Genomic DNA, 22,120 nt, shown 5'->3' on the forward strand with positions numbered 1-22,120 from the left:
GGAGAGGAGTCTGGGATGCCTGCTGCCAAACCATTGGAGTTCCGTCGTCGAGCGGTCGAGCTGACCCGGGTGCCGGGTGCGTCGGTCGCGTCGATCGCCAAGGACCTGGGGATCAGTGAGTCGTGCCTGCGCCGTTGGATGGCCAAGGACGACGTCGACGCCGGCCGCCGCGAGGGCCTGACCTCGAGCGAGCACGAGGAGCTGGTCCGGCTGCGAAGAGAGAACCGCCGTCAGGCGATGGAGATCGAGATCCTCAAACGGGCCTCGGCCTACTTCGCGCAGGAGAACGTGCTGCCCCCAAAATGAGCGCCCCGCTGGTCCGTGAGCTGGCCGCCGACGGCTACCCCGTCGCGGTGACCTGCGAGGTGCTGGGCATCGCCCGCTCCAGCTACTACGAGGCCGTCGCCCGGCCGCCCTCGAAGCGGTCGGTGGCCGACGCGCAGCTGGCCGCCACGATCGAACGGGTGCACACCGACTCCCGCGGCACCTACGGCGCCCCGCGGGTGCACGCCGAGCTACGCCTGGGGCTCGGCCTCCCGTGCGGACGCAAGCGGGTGGCCCGGCTGATGCGCCGGGCCGGGCTGGTCGGGGTGTGCCACCGCCGCAAGCGTGGGCACCGTCCCGCGCCGGCCACGCACGAGGACCTGGTGCAGCGGGTCTTCACTGCCGACGCACCGAACCGGGTGTGGTTCACCGACATCACCCAGCACCGCGCCAGCGACGGGTGGGTGTACTGCTGCGCGGTGATCGACGCCTACAGCCGGCGGATCGTGGGCTGGTCGATCGCCGACCACATCCGCACCGAGCTCGTCGTCGACGCCTTGGAGATGGCCCGCTGGCAACGCCGCCCCGCGCCGGGCACGATCCTGCACGCCGACCGCGGCTCCCAGTACACCTCGTGGGTCTTCGGTCACCGCCTGCGCGACGCCGGCCTCCTCGGGTCGATGGGGCGGGTTGCCTCGTCAGTGGACAACGCCCTCATCGAGTCGTTCTGGTCCACCATGCAACGCGAGCTGCTCGACCGCCGCACCTGGACCTCACGCGTGGAGCTGGCCGCGGCGATCTTCGAATGGATCGAAGGCTGGTACAACCCCCGCCGGCGGCACTCCACCCTCGGCTACCTGTCCCCGCACGAGTACGAAGCCCTTCACACCGCCGCCATCACCGCGGCATGATCACCACACCGAAACTGTCCGGGAAACCGGGTCAGGCTCCGCTGGCACTGCAGAGTGCTTACACCCGCCACCCTTACGCCGCGGGTGAGCTGTGGCGCGAAACCGGGGTCATGCTGACTCCGCGGCCCGTGCCGGCTGGCCGCCCGGCCGGATGGCTGGTCGGCGATTTTCAGCACCAGTGGCAGAAGTGGGCTGGGGATGCGTGGTTGCGGGCCGGAATGGGCCGGGACTGTCGGTGGTGCTGAAATCTGGCTCCGCATTGTCGGACGACAGGTGTGCCGGCGGTGCTGAGTGTGCTGTCGGGGTTGCCGGTCGGCTGGTTGGTCGGCGATTTTCAGCACCAGTGGCAGAAGTGGGCTGGGGATGCGTGGTTGCGGGCCGGAATGGGCCGGGACTGTCGGTGGTGCTGAAAATCTGGCTCCGCGTTGTCGAACGACAGGTGTGCCGGCGGTGCTGAGTGTGCTGTCGGGGTTGCCGGTCGTGTGGTTGGTCGGCGATTTCAGCACCAGTGGCAGAAGTGGGCTGGGGATGCGTGGTTGTGGGCTGGAATGGGCCGGGACTGTCGGTGGTGCTGAAAATCTGGCTCCGCGTTGTCGAACGACAGGTGTGCCGGCGGTGCTGACCACAAGGCACGTCGGCGATGACGAGCAGCTCGGCGCAACGGTCCGGGGACGAAGAACGGCGACGACCGGATGGTCGTCGCCGTTTTCGTTGATCGCGCCGCGGAAGTTTGCGCGAAATCTGAGGGGTCTTGCGGGGTACTGAAGGGGTCCTGGCGGGCGCTCGGCGTTCGGCAGGTGGCGCGCCGGCCGGTGGTGGCCCGATCCCGCCCGATCCTGCGGCCTCATCGGCGAGCCAGGGTGCTGGCGTCGCCGCTACCGAGGTTCGCTCAGGCGCGCGGGGCGCGCTGAACGGCGCCGGCCTTCAGGCACGAGGTGCAGGCGTTGATCTTGCGCACGGTGCCGGGCGCGACCTGAGCGCGCACCGACTGGATGTTCGGGTTCCAGCGCCGGCTGGTCCGACGATGCGAGTGCGAGACACTCATGCCGAAGCTCGGGCCCTTGCCACACACGTCACACACGGCAGCCACGTCGGCTCACTCCTTGAATTGCCTATCGGTTCCGGCCGACCGGGCGCAGCGGGCATGCTGGCGTCGGCGCGGACAAACCTGGGTTTGGACACTGTCGAATAGCCTGGCCACGGCCGGGCAACCACTCCACAATACGCGGGCTCGCGTAACACAGCCAAATTGCGGCCTGTGACCTGCGCCGAGGCTCCCGCGCAGAATCGCCCGCGCAGGATCCGGCGGGAATCTGCGGCCAATCAATTCGCGCGGTCGGCTCGGACCTGGGCCAGGGACAGCCGGGCCGGTAGCACCGTCAGGCCGCGCAGCGGACAGATCAGGTTGCCGAGGTTGGCGGCGCAGTGGATGGCGGCCATCACCACGATGGTGGTGCGCACCCCGAGCTGGTTGCCGAGCGCACCGGCCACCACGCCGGCGACCGGCATGGTCCCGAAGTTGACCAGTTGGGAACACGTGACGACGCGTCCCATCAGCTCGCCAGGGACGTAACGCTGCCGGAAGGTCACCGTCAGCACGTTGCCGCCGACCACGAAGAAGCTGACCAGCAGCGCGGACAGCGCGTACCAGACCAGTCCGGCGCCGGCACTGGTGAATGCCAGCAGCAGCGCCGGCGGCCCGCCCAGCGTCCGGACCCACAGCAGCGCCCTGGCATCACCCATCCATCCCGCGATTCGCCGCACCACCAGCGCCGCGGCGATCCCGCCGATTCCGGAGAACATGCCGAGCAGCCCGACGGTCGCTTCGCTGACCCCGAGCTGATTGACCAGTAGCAGCACCAGCAGCGCGCCGTAGCCGGTGAGGCCGAAGTTGGAGATCCCACCGATGATCATGAAGCTGCGCAGGAACCTGTCTCTGCCGACGATCCGCAGGCCGTCGGCGATGCGCTGTCGCAGCGGCGCGGCCGGTACCGCTGTTGCCTCGCGGTCGGCGCCGGCCGCGTCCGGTCGGATCCGGAAGAGACAGAACGCCGACACCAGGAAGCCCGCCGCCTGTGTCCACACCCCGACAGCCGCGCCGATGGCGTGCGCGATGAGACCGCCGGCGGCCGGCCCGGCCAGCTGCGCCGTCGACTGACTCACCTGCAGCGCCGAGTTGGCGCTGCCAAGCGCGCCGCGGCGAACCAGCCGGGGGAGCAGCCGTTGGTAGGCCGGGGTGAAGAAGACGTTGCACCCGCCGGTCAGCAACGCCACCACCAACAACTGGGCGAGGCTGAGCACGCCGAGCTGCCAGCCGATCGGGACGCTCGCGGTGGCCAGGGCCGCAACCAGGCCGCAGCAGATCATCACCCGGCGCGGATCCCAGCCGTCCACCCAGGCCCCGGCCGGCAGGCCGATCAGCAGCCAGGGCAGCCAGGTCGCGGCGGTGAGCAGTCCCATCCAGAACGGCGTGGCCGAAAACTCCACTGCCGCAACCAATGCCAGCAGCACCGATGAGGTGGAGGTGCCCAGCAAGCTGACCGTCTCACCGGTCCACAACCAGCGGAAGGCGCGATACCGGAACGCACGGTCAGCCGCGGCGGGCTGCCCCTTGGCGGTGATGGTCATGGTCGGGCCGGGAAGCCGCGCAACAGGTAAAAGACGGTGGTGCGGTCGTTCTCCGCGGCGGACGGGCCGTCTCCGCTCGCAGCGGGGTCTGCCGAGTCGAGCGGGGTTGCCGAGTCGCGCGGGGCTGCGGGGCCGGCCGGCCGCCCGCCGGCGGCGCCGGGACGGCCGGCCTGGTGCAGCTCGTCGCTGTAGCGGCGCCAGCGGTTGACCACTGCGCGTAGCTCTTCACCGAAAGCGTGCAGTTCCGCCGGGGTCAACCGCAGCCAACCGTCGCTGGCGAAGCTCGCGTCCGCCCACTGCGGCAGGCTGTCGGCGTTGCGGCGGTAGTCGTTGAGCAGCTGCCAATGCCGTTCGGTGAGGACGTCGGTGGCCGCTTCGACCGCCGTGCGCTCCGCATCGGACCCGGTGGCACCGCCCCAGCTGATCGAGTGCACCCGCCGCCACCAGCTCTCGCGCTGGTCGCGCGCCAGGTCCGGGGCCGGCGCCACCACGCCGGCGGTCTGCAGCACCTTGAGGTGATGGCTGACGCTGCCGACCGCCTGGCCGGTGCGCTCGGCGAGCTGACCGACGGTGGCCGGGCCGTCGGCGCTGAGGGAATCGAGCAGCCGGCGCCGGAACGGATGGGCCAGCGCGCGCAGCGTTGTCGGCTCGGTGAGGCGAATATCGCCCGGCAGCACCGCATCGGGGTGCTCGGCGGGTTGCTCTGGGCGGTCGGATCGAGCGGGCATGACACCAACGCTAGCTCTACAAATTCCCTTGCACAAGAGCTCTTGTAGATATGGCCGGCTGGGTGGATGGCACCGATGCGGCGCGACGCGCGGACCGAGTCCAGCGGCGAGCAGCGGCAGGCGCCTGGCCCGAAACGTTGACCGGAACGGGCGCGGACGCGCGCAGGAACCGGGTCGGGAACGCTGACAAGATGCCTGCATGAATCCCGCCGATGCCGATGCCGATGCCGATGCCGGTGCCGACCCGGATGCCGATGCCGGTGCCGACCCGGATCGCGCCGACCGCGCGGGCAGCGGCGCGTTGGTCGTGGGTCCGCCAACGGGTGCGGCGCCCAGCACCGGGGACGCGGTCACGGCGGACGCAGCCAGGCACGCCGGGCATCCGGGCGCGGTTGCCGGGTTTCGGTGGCGGACAGGTGCCGTGCTGCGCGGCGTGCTCGATCCGGCCGCCGAATCGGAGCAGTCGGTGGTCGACGTGTTTGCCGCGGCCGGCCGGGTGGTCGACGCCTCGACGCCGGTGGTGGTGCCAACCGAACTGAACATCGCCGAGGAGCTTGGCGTTCGCGACGTCCGGATCGAGGTGCCGTGGGCCGGGCTCCGGCCGGCCGAACCTGCGGCCACCGAAGCCGAGCTGCGGGAAGCTGCCGCTCGCCGGCTTGCGCCGTACGAGCGCACCGTCGACCAAGCGCTACAGCGGGGCGTGCGGCCGTGGATCACGCTGTATCGCAATGCATTACCGCTCTCGCTGATGCTGCAGGGCGGCTGGTTGCACCGCGACACCGCGGCCCGGTTCGGCGACTTCGCGGCCGTGGTGGCGGAGCGGCTGGGTGATCGGGTCGCCGGGTTCATCACGTTGGAAGAACCAGCCTTGCACGTGTTGTACGGCTACGACTTCGGCATCGAGGCGCCGGGATTGACATTGCTGGGCAACACCTTTCCCGCCGTGCACCATCTGTTGCTCGGGCATGCGGCGGCGCTGTCCGCGGTGCGCGCCACCAGCGATGCGCCGGTGGGGATTCTCAACCATCACAGCGTGGTGCGGCCGGCCAGCGATCGCGAGGCCGACATGAACGCCGCCAACCACTACGACGCGCTGCACAACGGACAGTTCCGCGCACCGCTCACCGGCCGGCCGTACCCGGAACCGACTCTCACCGGTGCCGGCGCCGCCGCCGAGGTCGACACCGTGATCAGGGACGGTGACCTTGCCGCGATCGCCGCGCCGGTCGACTTCTACGGCGTCGGGTACGACCATCCAAGGACGATCGCCGCGGCGCCGGACAACGCGCGGGTGCCATTCACCATGGTCGATGATGCCGCCCTGCCGCACAGTGAGATCGGTTGGCCTATCGACGTTTCCGCGCTGGACCAGACGCTCCGGTTCGCGCCGAGTCAGGTTCCTGTTCACGTCGGCCTGCACGGCTACGGGACGCCCGCTGCCGGCACGGACGGCAGCGCCGCCGACGCCGATCTGGTCGACACTGCCCGCGGCGAGTACCTCGGCGGGCACCTTGACGCGCTCGCCGCCGCCGACCGGCCGATCGACGTGGTGTGGCTGCCGCCGATTGTCGACGACTGGCGTGGCAGCGAAGGTTTCGGCCAACGGTTCGGCACGGTGCGCCTGGATCCGGCCACCGGCTGCACGCGCAAGCGGGCGTCGTTCGATGAGCTGGCAGGCAGACTGGTGACCCGGAACGCAGAAGCGGCCGAAAGGAGCGACAGCTGATGAGCAGTGTGCGATTGCCACTGGTGGACGACTGGACCCAGCACCTGTTCGCGGAGCTGCAGCGCAGCCGAACGCTGTTCGGCGTTGGTGTTGACGGTGCCGAACAGTCGGCGGTTGGCAGTGGCATGGCCGCCATCCGCGCCGTCGTCTGCGGCGAACCGATACCGGAGCAGACCGATGCGGTCGACGGGACGGCGCTGGGCGGGGATGGCCCGGCCGGTGACGGGCACCAGCCGGGGGAGCCAACGGCGGCCGGGGCCCTGCGCGAGTACCTGCGGGGCGTGGCCGCCGGGATCGCCGCGGCAGGTGCCGACGGCTCGGTGATTCCGCTGGTGGCTGGGCTGGTGACCGGTGGTGCGCAGTTGCGCTTTCACGCGCTGGACTCGGTTCCGGCCGCCGGCGGGGTGTCGGCCGGTGAGTTGGCCTCCAGGGCCGGGTTGGCCGCGGCGGATGTGGCCGGTGACGGCGGCGACGTCGGCGAGGTGGCACGGGCGTTCGCCGAGGCCGCACAGTCGGGTTGGTCGCAGCGCCTGACGGCGGAATCGGGCGCTGCCGAGCCGACAGGTATTGCCCGGCAACAGTTCCGGCTGCGAGTGCTGCTCCGAGCGGTCGCGGTGGCGCTGTCCCGGGCCGCCGGCGCCGAGGTGGCACCGCCCCGCGCCGGCTGCGGCGCCGAACCCGGAAGTCCCGGCGGCCGAGCATTTCTCGCGGAGCTCACCTTCAGCGTCGACACCGCTGGGCGGGGTGACGCCCTGGTCGCCGCGCTGCAGGATGCGCTCGATCCGCTCGGTACCGATCTGCGGGTCTGGTACGCGCCAGGAACAGACGCGAACGAGCGCAACACCGCGCCCGCCGCCGATGCGAAATCGGGCCGTGGTAGCCGCGTCCACCAGGCTGCCGGTCAGAACCAGAGCGGTCAGAACCAGAGTGGGGCGGTTGCCTTTCACCTGCACACCACCCGCCCCGGCGAGGCAATCACCCAGGTCTACGCGCTCACCACCCCGTTCGAGTTGTCGGTGCGCACCCTGGAACCGGCGCTGCACCCCAGCGACGGCTTCGACGGTTGGGCCGGGCCGAACCAGCGGGATACCTCAGACGGATTCGGAGAGCCGCACGACTGACGAACGGCGACCGGCTGCAGTGTCACTTTTCGGCGTCCAGATCGCCAGAACGATGTCCTGGCAAGAGTTCTGCGGAACCGCATGCCGTGGACGCCAACAGCGTGCCGGTCACTCGTCGGTGATGCGCAGGATGCGATCGTCGCCGTCGCGGGGGTCGCCGCGCCCGTCGGTGTTGCTGGTGGTCACCCAGAGGTTGCCATCGGGAGCCACCACGGCGGTGCGTAGCCGGCCGTACGCACCCTGTAGGTGAGCCACCGGCGTGCCGGTGCGGTCGCCGTTCAACGGGATCTGCCAGAGTCGCTCGCCGCGCAGCGACGCCATCCAGATGGCGCCCCGCCAGATCGCGATCCCGGACGGAGAGGCGTCCGCGGTCGACCAGACCTGTTGCGGCGAAACGAACCTCTCGTCGTCGCTGGGGCCCTCGACGATCGGCCAGCCGTAATTGCCGCCCGGCTCGATGAGGTTCAGCTCGTCCCAGATGTTCTGCCCGAACTCGGCCTCCCACAGCCGGCCGGCCGAGTCCAGCGTCAGCCCCTGTGGGTTGCGATGCCCGTAGGAGTACACCAAAGGATTGTCGGGGAACGGGTTTCCGTCCGCGCCGGATCCATCGGCCTTGACCCGCAGGATCTTCCCGCCGAGGTAGTCGAGCTGCTGCGCGCGATCGGCCTGCCCGGCGTCGCCGACCGTGATGAACAGGTTGCCGTCGGGCGCCCACAGCAGCCGACCGCCGTCGTGGGTGCTGCCGACCGGCAGACCGTCAAGAATCACCCGGCCACCGGTCAACCGGTTGTCGGCGTCGAGGGTGTACGTCATCACCCGATTGTCCGACTCTGTGCTGAAATACACCGCCAGCAAACGATTCTCGGCAAACTGAGGTGAGACGGCGACTCCCAGCAGGCCGGCCTCGCCGCGGGCGTCGACACCCTCGACGGTTCCGGCCTCGGCGGTGTCGCCAGTGTCGCCTGTGCCGGAGACAAGCAGCACCCGCCCGCTGTTGCGTTCGGTGACCAGCGCCCGGCCGTCCGGCAGCACGGCGATACCCCAGGGAACCTGCAGGCCGGTGACGGCATCGGCGGCGCTCACCAGGGACACCGGGCCCGCTGGCGTGACGGTTCGCGAACCGCCGGTACTCGCCGGCCCGGAATCCGTCGCCCCGGAACTGCCGCCCGCCGAGCCGGTGGACGGGGCCTGCCCCGACGTCGTGCCCGACACCGACGCGGTTGCTGGTGGTGCGGTTGTCGGCGCTGCCGGTGTGGACGGTGCCGACCCGGGTGCCGATGGCCCGGGCGCCGGCGCCGACGCTGATGCCGCCGCACCGGACGACGAAGCTGGTGTGGGGCCCGTCGAGGTGATGGCGGTGGGAGTGGCCGGCGCCGGAGGGTTCGCCGTCTCCGCCCCGGAACAGCCGGCGAGCACCACTCCCGTCACCGCCGCGAGGCCCGAAAAGCTGGAGCGACGGCCGGCGTGACGAGAAGCTGTCATCTCTCCAGTGTGCCGGAGCCGGCAATGTCGGCCCGGCCAGGCAGGATGGAGTGGGGTAGTGACGTGCGCACTGCGGCGGGGCAGGCGCACACCGGACGTCCGTTCACGGCGGAACATGGCGGGAGGTCACCGATGTCAGGCAAGGCGGGCAAGCACAGCGCAACCCTTGGGCTGGACAGCCCGCTGCGGGACGCCGGTATCCCGCAGCGGCTCGCCGGAAACCTCGACGACAAGCTGGGCCTGCGCACCGTTGGCGATCTGCTGCGGTACTACCCGCGTCGGCATACCGAGCGCGGAAACCTCACCGACCTGTCCCATCTGCGGGAGGGGGAGCGGGCCACCATCTGGGCCAGGATCGTCTCGGTCACCGACAAGAACCTGCCGCCGCGCAGTGGCCGCAAGGGCGGCGTCCGGTTGGTCACCAGGGTCGTCGTCGGCGACGGCAACCGGCAGGTCACCTGCGCGTTCTTCAACCAGTACCACGTCAAGCGGGTGATGCGGCCTGGCATGGAGGCGATGTTCGCCGGCACCGTCAAACGGTTCAACTCCGAGCTGCAGCTGTCCTCGCCGAGTTACGCGGTGCTGTCCGGTGGCGACAGCCTGAGCACTTCGGCCGACGCCGACATCGAGACCCTTGAGGAGTTTTCCGGGATCATCCCGATCTATCCGCTCACCGAGGGCATCACCCAGAAGTTCATCCAACAGGCGGTGCGGGTGGTGCTGGAACTCGTTGGCACCATTGAAGATCCGGTGCCCCAGGAGCTGCTGGCCACCCGCGGCCTCACCGATCTGGACACCGCGCTGCGCAACATTCACCGACCGGTCAGCGACGAGGCGCTGGCGGCGGCGAAGCGCCGGTTGAAGTACGACGAGGCGCTGGCTGTGCAGCTGGCGCTGGCCCAACGCCGGCACCTTGCCAAGGAGTTCCCGGCTCCGGCCTGCCCACCGCGCGCCGACGGCCTGCTCGCTGCCTTCGACGCGCAGCTGCCGTTCATCCTGACCAACGGCCAGCGCACCGTCGGCAAAGAGATCGCCGCCGAACTGTCCCGCCCGCATCCGATGAACCGGCTGTTGCAGGGCGAGGTGGGTTCCGGCAAGACCTTGGTGGCGCTGCGTGCCATGCTGCAGGTGATCGACTCAGGGCACCAGGCGGCGCTGCTGGCGCCCACCGAAGTGCTTGCCGCGCAACATGCCAGGTCGCTGCGCGAGATGCTGGGCCCACTCGGCGCCGGCGGTGAGCTGGGCGCTGCCGAGGCATCGACCTCGATCACGCTGCTGACCGGATCGCTGACGGCCGCCGCCCGGAAGAAGGCGTTGCTGCAGATCGCCTCGGGCGAGGCCGGCATCATCGTCGGGACCCACGCGCTGCTGTCCGATCCGGTGATGTTCGCCGGACTCGGGCTTGTGGTGGTGGACGAGCAGCACCGGTTCGGCGTCGAGCAACGCGATGCGTTGCGCAGCAAGGGATCTGACTCGGCACCGCCGCACGTACTGGTGATGACGGCGACGCCGATTCCGCGCACCGTCGCGATGACGGTGTACGGCGACCTGGAAACCTCCACCATGCGTGAGTTGCCGCGTGGCCGCTCACCGATCGCCACCACCGTCGTCCCGACGGCGGAGAAGCCGGCCTGGCTGGGGCGGGCCTGGCAGCGCATCCGCGAGGAGGTCGAGAACGGGCACCAGGTCTACGTTGTCTGTCCCAAGATCAGCCAGGACGCCGCTCAACCGGGCAAGGCCCGCGCACTGAGCGAGGACGACGGCGGTGACTGGGACGACCCTGCACTACTGGACGACGGCGCCGACGAGAAAGGCCGAAGGGCGCCGTTGTCGGTGGAGCAGGTGGCCGACCTGCTGCGCAACGGCCCGCTGCAGGGACTGCGGCTGGCCGAGCTGCACGGCCGGATGCCGCCGGTCGAGAAAGACGCTGTGATGCAGGATTTCGGCGCCGGTCTGATCGACGTGCTGGTCTCCACCACGGTGATCGAGGTCGGCGTCGACGTCCCCAACGCCACCATGATGGTGGTGGTCGATGCCGAACGCTTCGGCCTGTCGCAGCTGCACCAGCTGCGCGGTCGGGTGGGCCGCGGCAGCGCCCCTGGAGTCTGCCTGCTGCTCACCGATTCGCCCGCGGGCAGCACCGGGCGGCAGCGGTTGGACGCGCTGGCGAGCACGCCGGACGGCTTCCAACTGGCCGAGAAAGACCTCGAGCTCCGGCGCGAAGGAAACGTGCTCGGCACCAGCCAGGCCGGGCGGGCGTCCTCGCTGAAGCTGCTGTCGCTGGTGTCCGACCGAGAAGTTGTGCAGGAGGCCAGATCTGACGCCCAATCGCTGGTCGCCGACCAGCCCGATCTCGACCGGTTCCCCGGGCTTGCCGCCATGGTCGCCACCGTGATCGACGAGGACGACCAGGATTTCCTCATCAAGGGCTGAGCCGTCCCGCCGCGGTTCGCACCGGGACCTGTTGAACGGGGATCTGACTGTGCAGCACCATCGCCCGAGTAATCGATTTCGGCTAGCGTGGGGCTGCGGCTCGCCGAGCAGCCGGTGACTTCCGAGGATGAAAGGACCACGTCCATGAGCCCGACCAGCGCGGTGATCGGCGTCGACATCGGAACCTCGAGCAGCAAGGGCGTGCTGGTCGACTTGGCGGGGAACGTGCTGGCCAGCGCCACCCGTGAACACCAGGTGCAGCGGCCGCACTCCGGGCAGGTCGAGATGGACGGCGCCATCTGGTGGGACGAGTTCGTCGCCATCACCAAGGATCTGCTCGATGGTGGCGACGCCGAAGTGATCGCGGTGGGGGTGTCCGGGATGGGGCCGTGCGTGCTGCTGACCGACGACGCCGGCACACCGGTACGGCCGGCCATCCTGTACGGGGTCGACACCAGGGCCGGCGAGCAGATCGACCGGCTGAACCAAGAACTGGGCGCCGACGCGATCGTGCAACGAGGCGGCTCGGCGCTGTCCAGCCAGGCCGCGGGGCCGAAGATCGCCTGGGTGGCCGACAACGAACCGGACGCGTTCGCCAGGGCCAGGAAGTTCTTCATGCCGAGCAGCTTTCTGGTGCATCACCTCACCGGCGCCTACGTGCTCGACCATCAGTCCGCCAGCCAGTCGACGCCGCTCTACGACACCTCGGCCGCCGCCTGGTACCAGCCGTGGTGGGACGCGATCTGCCCGGACATCTCCCAGCCCCAGCTGTGCTGGTCCGACGACGTCGTGGGTACGGTGACGGCCGAGGCGGCGGCGGAAACCGGTCTGCCGCAAGGTATTCCGGTGGTATGCGGCACCATCGACGCCTGGAGCGAGGCGATCAGCGTCGACGCCCACAACGTCGGTGACCTTTTCCTGATGTACGGCACAACGTTGTTCATGATCAATACCGTCGCGGAGACGTTGCGGCACAACGTGATGTGGGGGACCGTCGGCGCGTTCGACGGCACCCGCAACCTGGCCGGCGGCATGGCCACCTCTGGTGCGATCACCGGCTGGCTCCGGGAACTGTACGGCGATCCCGATTACGGCACGCTGGTTCGGGAGGCCGGTGAGAGTGCGCCGGGCGCCAACGGTCTGCTGCTGCTGCCGTACTTCGCCGGGGAGCGCACCCCGATCAACGACCCGGACGCCCGCGGCGTTGTCGCCGGCCTGACCCTCTCGCACACGCGCGGCGACCTGTACCGAGCGGCGCTGGAGGGCACCGCCTTCGGCGTCCGGCAGAACATCGAGGCCTTTCTGGATGCCGGCGGCCGCATCGACCGGGTGGTGGCCGCCGGCGGCGGCACCCAGGGTGATCTGTGGACGCAGATCGTCTCCGACGTCACCGGTCGGCCACAGGAACTGCGCCGCACCTCCATCGGCGCGTCCTACGGCATGGCCTACCTGGCGGCCAAGGCGGCGCGTCCGGACGACGCCGCCGTCACCCTCGACCGCTGGAACCCGGTGGATCGGGTGGTGCAGCCCAATACCGAGCTGAGCGAGCGGTACCAGCGGCTGTACGAGCTGTACCAACAGCTCTACCCGGCCACCAAAGACATCCAGCACGCGCTGGCCGAGATGCAATAGGCGAGCGGCGACAGCACGGCACAGACCGGCGCCGGGCCCGACAGGTTCGGACCCGGCGCCGGTGTTTCGTTTCGTTGCGACCGCTGTGCGTCAGCGGCAGTGCACCCAGGCTCCGCTGCCGTTCCAGTACTCGACCCCGCTGACCTTGATGGAGCCGTAGAACCAGACGCATTTGCGGTCGGTGCGCGTCTGGTAGGCGCCACCCGCGTAGTTCGGGTAGGTGCCGTAATCCTTGGAGTAGCCGTCGCCACGGGTCAGGCGCTTGTTGCCGTCACGGTCCACCCACAGCTCGGCCATCGTGGCGGGGCTGCCGGTGCCGTTGCGGGTGATCACACAGTTGGTCCCGCCGTTGGCCCGCGAGTACCACAGCTCGACCTGACCGAGCCGGACGTTGCCCTTCATGATCGGCTTGACCTCAAGCCGCGAGCCGTAACACCCCGCGTCACGGACCGTGCCGACCTTCTGGATGGTGCCGGCCGACGCGGGCGCGGCCGTTGCGGCCATCCCCCCGGCCACCGTGAGCGCCAGTACCGCGGCGGTGATGCTCTTGCGAACGACAGACATCGCTGTCCTCCTTTGTCCGGGACCGCCCGGCTGGGGCGATCCCCTTGGTGCCACCGGATGGTGACGCCCGTTCGATGCGTGGGTCGGGCCGGTGGTTCTGCGCGCCGTGCGAGATTGCCGCGAGGATGCCGGTGCCCCGCGGGCGGGGAGCTTCGCCCGGTGCCCAAGCGGGACGAGGGAGTTTCGCCCAGTGAGACGAATGCGGGTGGGTTCGGGCCGCTCGGCTACGGTTTGTGGCACTGCGGTCGGCAGGCCGGCTCGACGCTGAGCGGCCAGCCGGCCGCGTTGTTGCGTCAGTGTTGGTGGTAGCGGCCGTGTTGGCACGCTGCTCCGGTGAAGTGAGGGAGCCGGCATGTTCTCGAAGATTCTGGTCGCCAACCGCGGCGAGATCGCGATCCGCGCCTTCCGGGCCGGTTATGAGCTGGGCGTCACCACGGTGGCGATCTACCCCTACGAGGACCGGGCCTCCACCCACCGGCAGAAGGCCGACGAGGCTTATCAGATCGGCGAGCCGGGTCACCCGGTGCGGGCCTACCTCGACGTCGACGCGGTGGTGCGGGCCGCGGTGGAATCCGGCGCCGACGCCGTCTATCCCGGGTACGGATTCCTCTCCGAGAACCCGCAGCTGGCGCAGGCCTGTGCCGACGCCGGCATCACTTTTATCGGGCCGCCCGCGGACGTGCTGGAGATGGCCGGCAACAAATCACGAGCGGTGGCCGCGGCCCGCGCCGCCGGCATCCCGGTGCTGGAATCCTCGGCGCCGTCCGCCGACGTGGACGAGCTGATCGCGGCCGCCGAGCAGATCGGGTTCCCGGTGTTCGTCAAGGCCGTCGCCGGCGGCGGCGGCCGCGGGATGCGTCAGGTGAACGAGCCGGCCGAACTGCGCGAGGCGCTCGGCACCGCCATGCGGGAGGCCGAATCGGCGTTCGGTGATCCGACGGTTTTCCTGGAACGCGCGGTGGTGAACCCGCGGCACATCGAGGTGCAGATCCTCGCCGACGCCACCAACCGCACCGCCGACAGCCCCGACAGCAGTGCCGGCACCGAGGGCGGCGCAGGCACCGGTGTGATCCATCTGTACGAGCGGGACTGCTCGGTACAGCGGCGGCATCAGAAGGTGGTCGAGGTCGCCCCGGCGGTCGGGCTGGATGATGAACTGCGGCAACGTATCTGCGCCGATGCGGTCGCCTTTGCCAGGCACATCGGTTACGTCAACGCCGGTACCGTCGAGTTCTTGCTGGACTCCAGCGGCCGGCACGTCTTCATCGAGATGAACCCGCGCATCCAGGTGGAGCACACCGTCACCGAGGAGGTCACCGATGTCGACCTGGTCTCCAGCCAGATCCGCATCGCTGCCGGCGAAACGCTGGAAGACCTTGGCCTGACGCAGGACTCGATCACCGTCAACGGTGCGGCGCTGCAGTGCCGGATCACCACGGAAGACCCGGCCAACGGGTTCCGCCCCGACACCGGGAAGATCAACACCTACCGCTCGCCTGGCGGCGCCGGCGTCCGCGTCGACGGCGGAACCGTGCACGCCGGCGCCGAGGTCAGCGCGCACTTCGACTCACTGTTGGTCAAGCTCACCTGCCGCGGCCGCGACTGGAAGCAGGCCGTCACCAGGGCGCGGCGCGCCCTCGCCGAGTTCCGGATCCGTGGCGTGGCAACGAATATCCCGTTCCTACAGGCGGTGCTGGACAACCCTGATTTCGCTGCCGGCGGCGTCACCACCAGTTTCATCGCCGACCATCCGCAGCTGCTCACCGCCCGCACCTCGGCAGACCGCGGCACCAAGCTGCTCACCTTCCTTGCCGACGTCACGGTGAACCAGCCACACGGCGCGGCACCCAGCACGCTCATCGACCCGCTGAGCAAACTCCCAGCACTGGCCGACGGACCGCCCCCGGACGGCAGTCGGCAGTTGCTGCAGCAGCTGGGCCCCGAGGGGTTTGCCGCGCAACTGCGGCAGGGCAACGCCGTCGGTGTCACCGACACCACCTTCCGCGACGCGCACCAATCGCTGCTCGCCACCAGAGTGCGCACTCGCGATCTGCTGGCCGTGGCACCAGCGGTCGCCAAGCTCACCCCGCAACTGCTGTCGGTGGAAGCCTGGGGCGGAGCCACCTACGACGTCGCGTTGCGGTTCCTCGCCGAGGACCCGTGGGAGCGGCTCGACCAGCTGCGTGCCGCGATGCCCAACATCGCCCTGCAGATGCTGCTGCGCGGGCGAAACACGGTGGGCTACACGCCTTATCCCACCGCCGTCACCGACGCGTTCGTCGCCGAGGCGGCGTCGGCCGGCATCGACATCTTCCGGATCTTCGATGCGCTCAACGACATCGAGCAGATGCGCCCGGCGATCGACGCGGTGCGCGGCACCGGAACCGCCGTCGCCGAGGTCGCGCTGTGCTACACCGGCGACCTGTCCGACCCTGACGAAAAGCTGTACACCCTCGACTATTACCTGCGCCTCGCCGAGCAGATCGTCGCCGCCGGCGCACATGTGCTGGCCATCAAGGACATGGCCGGCTTGTTGCGAGCGCCGGCCGCCCGCACGCTGGTGACGGCGCTGCGCGACCGGTTCGACCTGCCGGTGCACCTGCACACCCACGACACCCCGGGTGGCCAGCTGGCCACGCTGCTGGCGGCCATCGACGCCGGGGTGGACGCGGTGGACGCGGCCAGCGCACCGATGGCGGGCACCACCAGCCAGCCGCCGCTATCGGCGCTGGTGGCGGCGACCGACCACACCGACCGCGCCACCGGGCTGTCGCTGCGGGCGGTGAACGACCTTGAGCCGTACTGGGAAGCGGTCAGGGCGATGTACGCACCGTTCGAGTCCGGGCTGCGCTCACCCACCGGGCGGGTGTACCGGCACGAGATTCCCGGCGGGCAGCTGTCCAACCTGCGCCAGCAGGCCATCGCGCTCGGATTGGGAGGCAAGTTCGAGCAGGTCGAAGACATGTACGCGGCGGCGGACACGATGCTCGGACACCTGGTGAAGGTGACACCGTCGTCGAAGGTGGTGGGCGACCTGGCCCTGCAACTGGTCGGCGCGGGCGTCGACCCGAAGGAGTTCGAGGCCGACCCCGGCCGCTTCGACATCCCCACCTCGGTGATCGGATTTCTGCACGGCGAGCTCGGCGACCCGCCCGGTGGCTGGCCGGAACCGTTCCGCAGCAAGGCATTACAGGGCCGCAGCTGGCAGGCACCGAGCGCCGAGCTGTCCACCGAGGACGCGCAGGCGCTGGCGGACAACCCGCGGCCGACGCTGAACCGACTGCTGTTCCCCGGGCCCACCAAGGAGTTCCAGGGCAACCGCAGCGAGTACGGCGACACCTCGGTGGTGCCGACCGCGGACTACCTGTACGGGTTGCGGCCGGGAGCCGAGCACGAGTTGCAACTGGAACGCGGGGTGCGGTTGTACGTCGGCCTGGAGGCGATCGGCGAGCCGGACGAGCGTGGCATGCGATCGGTGGTCACCACCCTGAACGGGCAGCTGCGGCCGTTGCAGATTCGCGACCGCTCGGCGTCGAGCAACGTTCCGGTGGCCGAAAAGGCCGACGCCGGCAACCCGAACCACGTCGCCGCCCCGTTCGCCGGGGTGGTGACGCTCACCGTCGGTGAGGGCGAGCAGGTTGATGCCGGCGCCACTGTGGCGACCATCGAGGCGATGAAGATGGAGGCGGCCATCACCGCGCCGCGCGCCGGAACCGTTGCCCGGGCTGCTATTTCACCGGTGCAGCAGGTGGAGGGCGGCGACCTGGTGCTGGTGCTGGTGGACTGAGCCACGCGGCACCGGGTTGAGCACCGCGGGCCCGGCCCCGCGTGGCAACGGTGCTGCGTGCCGGCCGGCTCAGCCGGCAAGCGGGCCGATCCGGAACGACCGCAGGATCTGGCCGGCGATCCCACCGCCGCCGTGCTGGGCCGTGAACGCCTGGGTGGCATCGGTTCCGCAGATCGACAGGATGCGCTCCGGGCCGCCGGGGTGCCGGTTGATCCAGGACGTGAGGTCGTACACCTGCCCGTCGACGGCGGCCCAGCACGACGCCGCGGAGCGGTGTCCAGCGACCTGATCCATGGTGATGCCGGCGGCCGCAGCCGTCGGGCTGGCGGTGCTCGGGCGGGTCGTCCCGGCGCCTGGGCGCGGAGCTCCAGCTCTGGGGGTAGCCGTGCTGGTGGTGGACACGGTGCTGGTGGTGGACACGGTGCTGGTGGTGGACACAGTGCTGGTGGGGGACACGGTGCCGGCGGTGGACGTGCTGGAGGTTGCCGCCGCCCGGGATGACGGTGCGGCACTTGAGGTTTGCGCGGAACCGGAGCTTGCTGCGGTGCTGGAGCTGGGTGCGGTGCTGGAGCTGGGTGCGGTGCTGGCGCTGGGTGCGGTGCTGGAGCTGGGTGCGGTGCTGGCGCTGGGTGCGGTGCTGGCGCTGGTTGGGGTGCCGGGGACGGGTGCGGTGCCGGCCTGCGCCGGCGCGGGATCGGCCGGGAACGCCACGGTCGCGGCCCAGGTGCGCTGTGCGCCGCTATGGCCGGTCAGGATCACTAGCACGACGGCCGCCACCCCCAGTGCGGCACACGTCAACGAAACAACGGTCAGGGCAACGCGATCGCGACGCGAAGGCCTGGCCCGATCGGCGTCACCCGCGGCCGGCGCCGGCCGGCGTGCGTCGCTGCGCCGGACCAGCAGCAGCCACCCGATCGTGCCGAGTGTCAGCAACCCGACCACCACGAAGGTGGCGTTGCCGTACCTGGCATGCACGCCGGGAGCCCCGACGTACCGCTGCAGCTGTTCGCCGGATTGTTTGGCCATCAGGGTGCCGATGCCGCCGACGACCATCGCGGCCGTCACCAGCGTGGCGTAGCGCCGCCGGTGCCGTGGAAAGACCGTCAGGGCAATGAGTCCGAGGGCGGCGAGCGGCACCAACACCACAACGAAGTGCACCACAAGTGGATGCATGGGCAGGCCCATCACGGTGTCGAACATGCTGCTGCTCGACCGTGTACCGCTCGGTGTGGGGTTCACGAAGGCACCTTTCGTTGCCGCCTCGACGGCTCGGCCTCGACGGTTCGGCCTCGACGGCTCGGCCCGGTCGCTGCGCGCCGCGCTGACCCCGGCGATGACCATGAGCTCGCCTGCGAGTTCAACTGGTTGTCACAGGGTTGTTCGTGGCACTCGGCCCGCAGGACGGGTGCGGACCTCAGGCTCGGCCCTGCCGCTCGCCAGGCCCCGCCGCTCGCCAGGCCCTGCCGCTCACCAGGACCGGTCGCGATGCTCGGGCCCGGCGACCAACCCGGGGCGCGGCGGCGATCCCGATGCGGCACCGGCCGCGCCCGATGCGCACTGGTCGCGCCCGATGCGGCACCGGCCGCGGCCCGGCTGGGATGCTGGTGCGGTGACACGCATCGTCTCCGGCCGGTGGAAAGGCCGCACGCTGGCAACGCCGAGCGGATCGGTGACCCGACCCAGTTCGGAGAAGATGCGGGCTGCGCTGGGCAATGCGTTGACCGCTGCCACCGACCTTGACGGTTTGACGGTGCTTGACCTCTACGCCGGCAGTGGAGCGCTCGGCCTGGAGCTGTTGTCAAGGGGAGCCGGCAGGCTGACCTGCGTCGAGGTCGATCGGAAGGCACTGGAATCGTTGCGCCGCAACGTATCCGATCTCCGGGCCGGTGCCGAGGTGGTGGTGGTGCCCGGCAAGGTGGAGACCGTGCTCGGACAGTTGCCGGCGGCGGCCTTCGACATCGTCGTCGCCGACCCGCCCTACGCATTGACCAATGACGACCTGCGCAGGGTGCTGGCGCTGCTGGTGCCGACGCTGCGTCCGGGCGCCGACGTCGTGGTGGAACGCGCGGCCAGGGCCGGTGCACCGCCGTGGCCGCCGGAGCTGGAACCCGGGCGCGGCAAGACTTATGGCGACACCGCACTCTGGTACGCGGTGCTAGCGTCCGCGCCACCGACCGATCCGTCGGCGGCTCCGCCCCGACCCCGAACCGATCCACCACCGCCCCGACAGCATGGGAGTGCCTCGTGAGCGACCCGCAGCGCAATTCTTCACCGACCCGGCCGGCGGGACCGGGAACCGACGTCGTGGCGGTCTGTCCCGGCTCGTTCGACCCGCCGACGCTGGGGCATCTGGACATCATCGAGCGCACCGCCCGGCTGTTCGCCGAGGTGCGGGTGGCGGTGCTGCGCAATCCCGACAAGCACTCGCTGTTCAGCGTCGACGAGCGGATGGAACTGCTGCGGCAGGCCCTCGCCCAGCTGCCCAACGTCGTTGTCGACTCCTTCGACGGGCTGCTGGTGGATTACTGCCGTGACCGCGGGGTGAGCGTCATCGTCAAGGGCCTGCGGGCGGCGTCCGACTTCGACTACGAACTGCGGATGGCCCAGATGAACACCGGCCTGACCGGCGTCACCACCATGTTCCTGCCGACCGCGCCGCAGTACGCGTTCGTGTCGTCATCCCTGATCAAGGTGGTGGCGCGCGGCGGCGGCGACGTGTCGCCGTACCTGCCCGAGCAGGTACTGACCGCGCTGCGCGGCAAACTGGCGCGCTGACCACCCCGCCGTCCGGCCGCGCCGACCGTCGGGCGGGCCGATCCAAAACCGGACACCCGGGTGTGGCAGCGCGGCTGTGGCCGCACCGATTGGCAGACTGAGCACGTCTGCTGAACCCTTGGGCTCTGCCGCCACCCCGGCCGGAGCCCCGAGCCCTAGCGGCGGCGGCAACCCGTGCCGCCGCCGAATGTGATGGAGGAACCCACCGTGTACCGGGTGTTCGAAGCGCTCGACCAGCTGGTCACCATCGTCGAGGAGGCACGCGGCGTTCCGCTGTCGGCGTCCTGTGTCGTGCCCCGCGGTGACGTGCTTGACCTGCTCGACGATGTCCGCGATGCGCTTCCTGGCGAGGTGGACGACGCGCAGGATGTGCTCGACCACCGGGACAAGCTGATCGCCGACGCCGAGGAGTCCGCGGCCAAGACCATCGCGGACGCGCAGGCCGAGGCCGACCGGCTGGTGGCCGCGGCACGGGCTCAGGCGTCCAACACCGTGGCCGGCGCCAATGCCGAAGCCGAGCGCACCGTCGGCGAGTCGACCGCGCGTGCCGAGTCGATCCTGCAGCGCGCGCATGCCGACGCCGAGCGCGCCGTGCAGGCCGGCCGGGAGCAGCACGACAGCCTGGTGGAGCGTGGGCAGCGTGAGCAGGAGCGGCTGGTCGGGGCCGGTGAGGCCGCCCAGGAGCGCAGCATTGCCGACGGCCGTGCCGAGCAGGCCCGCCTGGTCAGCGAGCACGAGGTGGTGCGGGCCGCGCATGTGCAGTCCGCCGAGATCATCGACAGCGCCCACGCCGAGGCCGACCGGTCGCGGTCCGAATGCGACGGCTACGTCGACAACCAGTTGGCGGGGCTTGAGGAGACGCTCACCAAGACCCTGCGTACGGTTTCCCGTGGTCGCACCTCGCTGCGCTCCGGGTCGAGAGCGGAGTTCAGGGACTAACAGCACGGAACTGAGGTCGGGATGGTCGGGGTCGGGGTACGTCAGTCGGGAACGCGGTCGGAGCAGTCGGACACCACCGAGCCGGGGGTGGCGCTGCCGCCGACGGCAGTGGATCTGCACAGCACCGCGTCCGCTGACGGGGTGTCCGGGCCCCGCCGCGAGCGTTGGCCGCGCTGGGTCGGTTACCTGGCAGGGACGCTTGCCTGGCTGCTGATCGCGCTTGTGCAGTTCTCCCGCATTCCGGCGCAGGCCAGGGACGTGCTCTACGCCGAGGACGGGCAATACTTTCTGGCCGATTGGATCAATCGACCCGGTATCGGTCTGCTCTTCGAGCCATACGCGGGTTATCAGCACTTTGTTCCGCAGGTGTTGTCGGGTGCGGTGCGGTGGATTTTTCCGGCGCCGCTGTGGGGACTGGCACTGACCTTTTCCGCCTGTGCGGTGGTGTCGGGAATAGCGCTTGCCGTCTATGCCATTGCCAGGTCGCGGCGGCTGTCCATTCCGGTCAGCGCTGCTGTTGCCGCTATTCCGGTACTGCTGCCGTTGGCCCGGCTGGAAGCCATCGGTTCGGTTGCCAACCTGCACTGGTACTTCGGTTACCTGATGTTTTGGCTGCTGCTGTTCGTCCCGCGCAACCGGCGACAGGCGGTCGCTGCCGGCACGGCGGCCGCTGTTGCCGTACTCACTGAGCCGCAAGCGATGTTCCTGCTACCGCTGGTACTGATGGTGGTGCTCAGATACCGACGGGCGAGCATCCCGGTGGTGGCCGGTTGGGTGGTCGGCTGCGTTGGCCAGGGCTTGACAGTCGCCAGTTTTCTGGGGATCCGGCCGTACAGTTTCGACGACGAGCGGTCCGCCTTCTACGGATATCTTGTCAATGTGGTCGGTACCGACATTTCCATGCGGGGAACGAGGTTGTCGACGGCGGTCGCTACTTTCGGCTGGCTGGGTCTTTCCTTGATGACAGTACTGGTGCTGTGCGCCGTGGCGGCCGCTGCCGTGTTGGCGGCTCTTGGACGTTGAGCGGGGCGGCAGCCTGAGGTAGGGCTCGTGGCCGCGCATGCTGTTGGTCTCTCACAACGTCCAGCAGCGAGGCCACGAGCATGGTTCAGGGTAGCGGGGCTGCCGTC

At 70.0% G+C, this 22,120-nt stretch carries 18 protein-coding genes; 12 read left to right on the forward strand and 6 right to left on the reverse strand.

The features are described from left to right. Positions 1–15 precede the first annotated feature (15 nt). Together HKD39_RS15915 and HKD39_RS15920 are read left to right on the forward strand one after the other, a co-directional pair. Positions 16–306, forward strand: coding sequence for a transposase (locus HKD39_RS15915; protein WP_171200853.1), 291 nt, complete (start codon positions 16–18; stop codon positions 304–306). Continuing rightward, positions 303–1,175, forward strand: a complete 873-nt coding sequence (locus HKD39_RS15920) for an IS3 family transposase (protein ID WP_171200854.1) — start codon at positions 303–305, stop codon at positions 1,173–1,175. The genes HKD39_RS15915 and HKD39_RS15920 overlap by 4 nt, the downstream gene beginning before the upstream one ends. A gap of 889 nt (positions 1,176–2,064) precedes the next feature. On the opposite strand, the gene rpmB is transcribed toward HKD39_RS15920, so the two are convergent. The 3 genes from rpmB to HKD39_RS15935 form a co-directional block, all read right to left on the reverse strand. Next, on the reverse strand, positions 2,065–2,265 hold the full coding sequence (rpmB, locus tag HKD39_RS15925) for a 50S ribosomal protein L28 (RefSeq protein ID WP_171200855.1): 201 nt from the start codon (positions 2,263–2,265) through the stop codon (positions 2,065–2,067). Positions 2,266–2,498: 233 nt separating this feature from the next. Beyond that, complete coding sequence (locus tag HKD39_RS15930) at positions 2,499–3,803, reverse strand: MFS transporter (RefSeq protein ID WP_171200856.1); 1,305 nt, start codon at positions 3,801–3,803, stop codon at positions 2,499–2,501. After that, on the reverse strand, positions 3,800–4,531 hold the full coding sequence (locus HKD39_RS15935; protein WP_171200857.1) for an ArsR/SmtB family transcription factor: 732 nt from the start codon (positions 4,529–4,531) through the stop codon (positions 3,800–3,802). The genes HKD39_RS15930 and HKD39_RS15935 overlap by 4 nt, the downstream gene beginning before the upstream one ends. Before the next feature lie 199 nt (positions 4,532–4,730). Here HKD39_RS15935 and HKD39_RS18980 point away from each other — a divergent pair, with 199 nt between their 5' ends. Both HKD39_RS18980 and HKD39_RS15945 read left to right on the forward strand, forming a co-directional pair. After that, positions 4,731–6,257 carry a family 1 glycosylhydrolase gene (locus HKD39_RS18980; protein WP_212754633.1) on the forward strand — a complete coding sequence of 509 codons (1,527 nt, stop codon included), beginning with the start codon at positions 4,731–4,733 and terminating at the stop codon, positions 6,255–6,257. Further along, positions 6,257–7,378, forward strand: a complete 1,122-nt coding sequence (locus HKD39_RS15945) for a hypothetical protein (protein ID WP_171200858.1) — start codon at positions 6,257–6,259, stop codon at positions 7,376–7,378. The genes HKD39_RS18980 and HKD39_RS15945 overlap by 1 nt, the downstream gene beginning before the upstream one ends. A gap of 108 nt (positions 7,379–7,486) precedes the next feature. Here the strand turns inward: HKD39_RS15945 and HKD39_RS15950 are convergent, their stop codons facing one another. Further along, the gene (locus HKD39_RS15950; RefSeq protein ID WP_212754634.1) at positions 7,487–8,461 is read right to left on the reverse strand and encodes a PQQ-dependent sugar dehydrogenase; all 975 of its coding nucleotides are present in this window, start codon (positions 8,459–8,461) and stop codon (positions 7,487–7,489) included. On the opposite strand from HKD39_RS15950, the gene HKD39_RS20655 reads away from it, so the two are divergent. The 3 genes from HKD39_RS20655 to HKD39_RS15960 all read left to right on the forward strand — a co-directional run bounded on the left by HKD39_RS20655 (position 8,439) and on the right by HKD39_RS15960 (position 12,925). Further along, the gene (locus tag HKD39_RS20655) at positions 8,439–8,846 is read left to right on the forward strand and encodes a hypothetical protein (RefSeq protein WP_212754635.1); all 408 of its coding nucleotides are present in this window, start codon (positions 8,439–8,441) and stop codon (positions 8,844–8,846) included. The genes HKD39_RS15950 and HKD39_RS20655 overlap by 23 nt on opposite strands. 146 nt (positions 8,847–8,992) lie before the next feature. Next, positions 8,993–11,293, forward strand: a complete 2,301-nt coding sequence (gene recG, locus HKD39_RS15955; RefSeq protein ID WP_171200860.1) for an ATP-dependent DNA helicase RecG — start codon at positions 8,993–8,995, stop codon at positions 11,291–11,293. A 144-nt stretch (positions 11,294–11,437) separates the two neighbouring features. Next, positions 11,438–12,925: an FGGY-family carbohydrate kinase gene (locus tag HKD39_RS15960; RefSeq protein WP_171200861.1), complete on the forward strand. Its 1,488-nt coding sequence runs from the start codon at positions 11,438–11,440 to the stop codon at positions 12,923–12,925. 90 nt (positions 12,926–13,015) lie between these two features. On the opposite strand, the gene HKD39_RS15965 is transcribed toward HKD39_RS15960, so the two are convergent. Next, entirely contained in the window at positions 13,016–13,489 is a 474-nt protein-coding gene (locus tag HKD39_RS15965; protein WP_171200862.1) for a hypothetical protein, read from the reverse strand. 352 nt (positions 13,490–13,841) lie between these two features. Here HKD39_RS15965 and HKD39_RS15970 point away from each other — a divergent pair, with 352 nt between their 5' ends. Next, positions 13,842–17,276, forward strand: coding sequence for a pyruvate carboxylase (locus HKD39_RS15970; RefSeq protein ID WP_171200863.1), 3,435 nt, complete (start codon positions 13,842–13,844; stop codon positions 17,274–17,276). Between the two features lie 69 nt (positions 17,277–17,345). On the opposite strand, the gene HKD39_RS20660 is transcribed toward HKD39_RS15970, so the two are convergent. Next, positions 17,346–18,515, reverse strand: a complete 1,170-nt coding sequence (locus HKD39_RS20660) for a cytochrome b5 domain-containing protein (protein ID WP_212754636.1) — start codon at positions 18,513–18,515, stop codon at positions 17,346–17,348. A gap of 370 nt (positions 18,516–18,885) precedes the next feature. Between HKD39_RS20660 and HKD39_RS15985 the strand changes: the two genes are divergently transcribed. From HKD39_RS15985 to HKD39_RS16000, 4 genes are all read left to right on the forward strand, one after another. Continuing rightward, a complete protein-coding gene (locus HKD39_RS15985) occupies positions 18,886–19,524 on the forward strand; it encodes an RsmD family RNA methyltransferase (RefSeq protein WP_171200866.1) in 639 nt (212 codons plus the stop codon). 56 nt (positions 19,525–19,580) lie between these two features. Next, on the forward strand, positions 19,581–20,051 hold the full coding sequence (gene coaD, locus HKD39_RS15990) for a pantetheine-phosphate adenylyltransferase (RefSeq protein WP_171200886.1): 471 nt from the start codon (positions 19,581–19,583) through the stop codon (positions 20,049–20,051). A 207-nt stretch (positions 20,052–20,258) separates the two neighbouring features. Further along, positions 20,259–20,990, forward strand: a complete 732-nt coding sequence (locus HKD39_RS15995) for a DivIVA domain-containing protein (RefSeq protein WP_171200887.1) — start codon at positions 20,259–20,261, stop codon at positions 20,988–20,990. A 258-nt stretch (positions 20,991–21,248) separates the two neighbouring features. After that, positions 21,249–22,013, forward strand: a complete 765-nt coding sequence (locus tag HKD39_RS16000) for a hypothetical protein (protein WP_171200867.1) — start codon at positions 21,249–21,251, stop codon at positions 22,011–22,013. Positions 22,014–22,120: the final 107 nt, after the last annotated feature.

Origin of the sequence: Nakamurella aerolata, from assembly GCF_013002705.1 — a bacterium.
GTDB lineage: Bacteria > Actinomycetota > Actinomycetes > Mycobacteriales > Nakamurellaceae > Nakamurella > Nakamurella aerolata.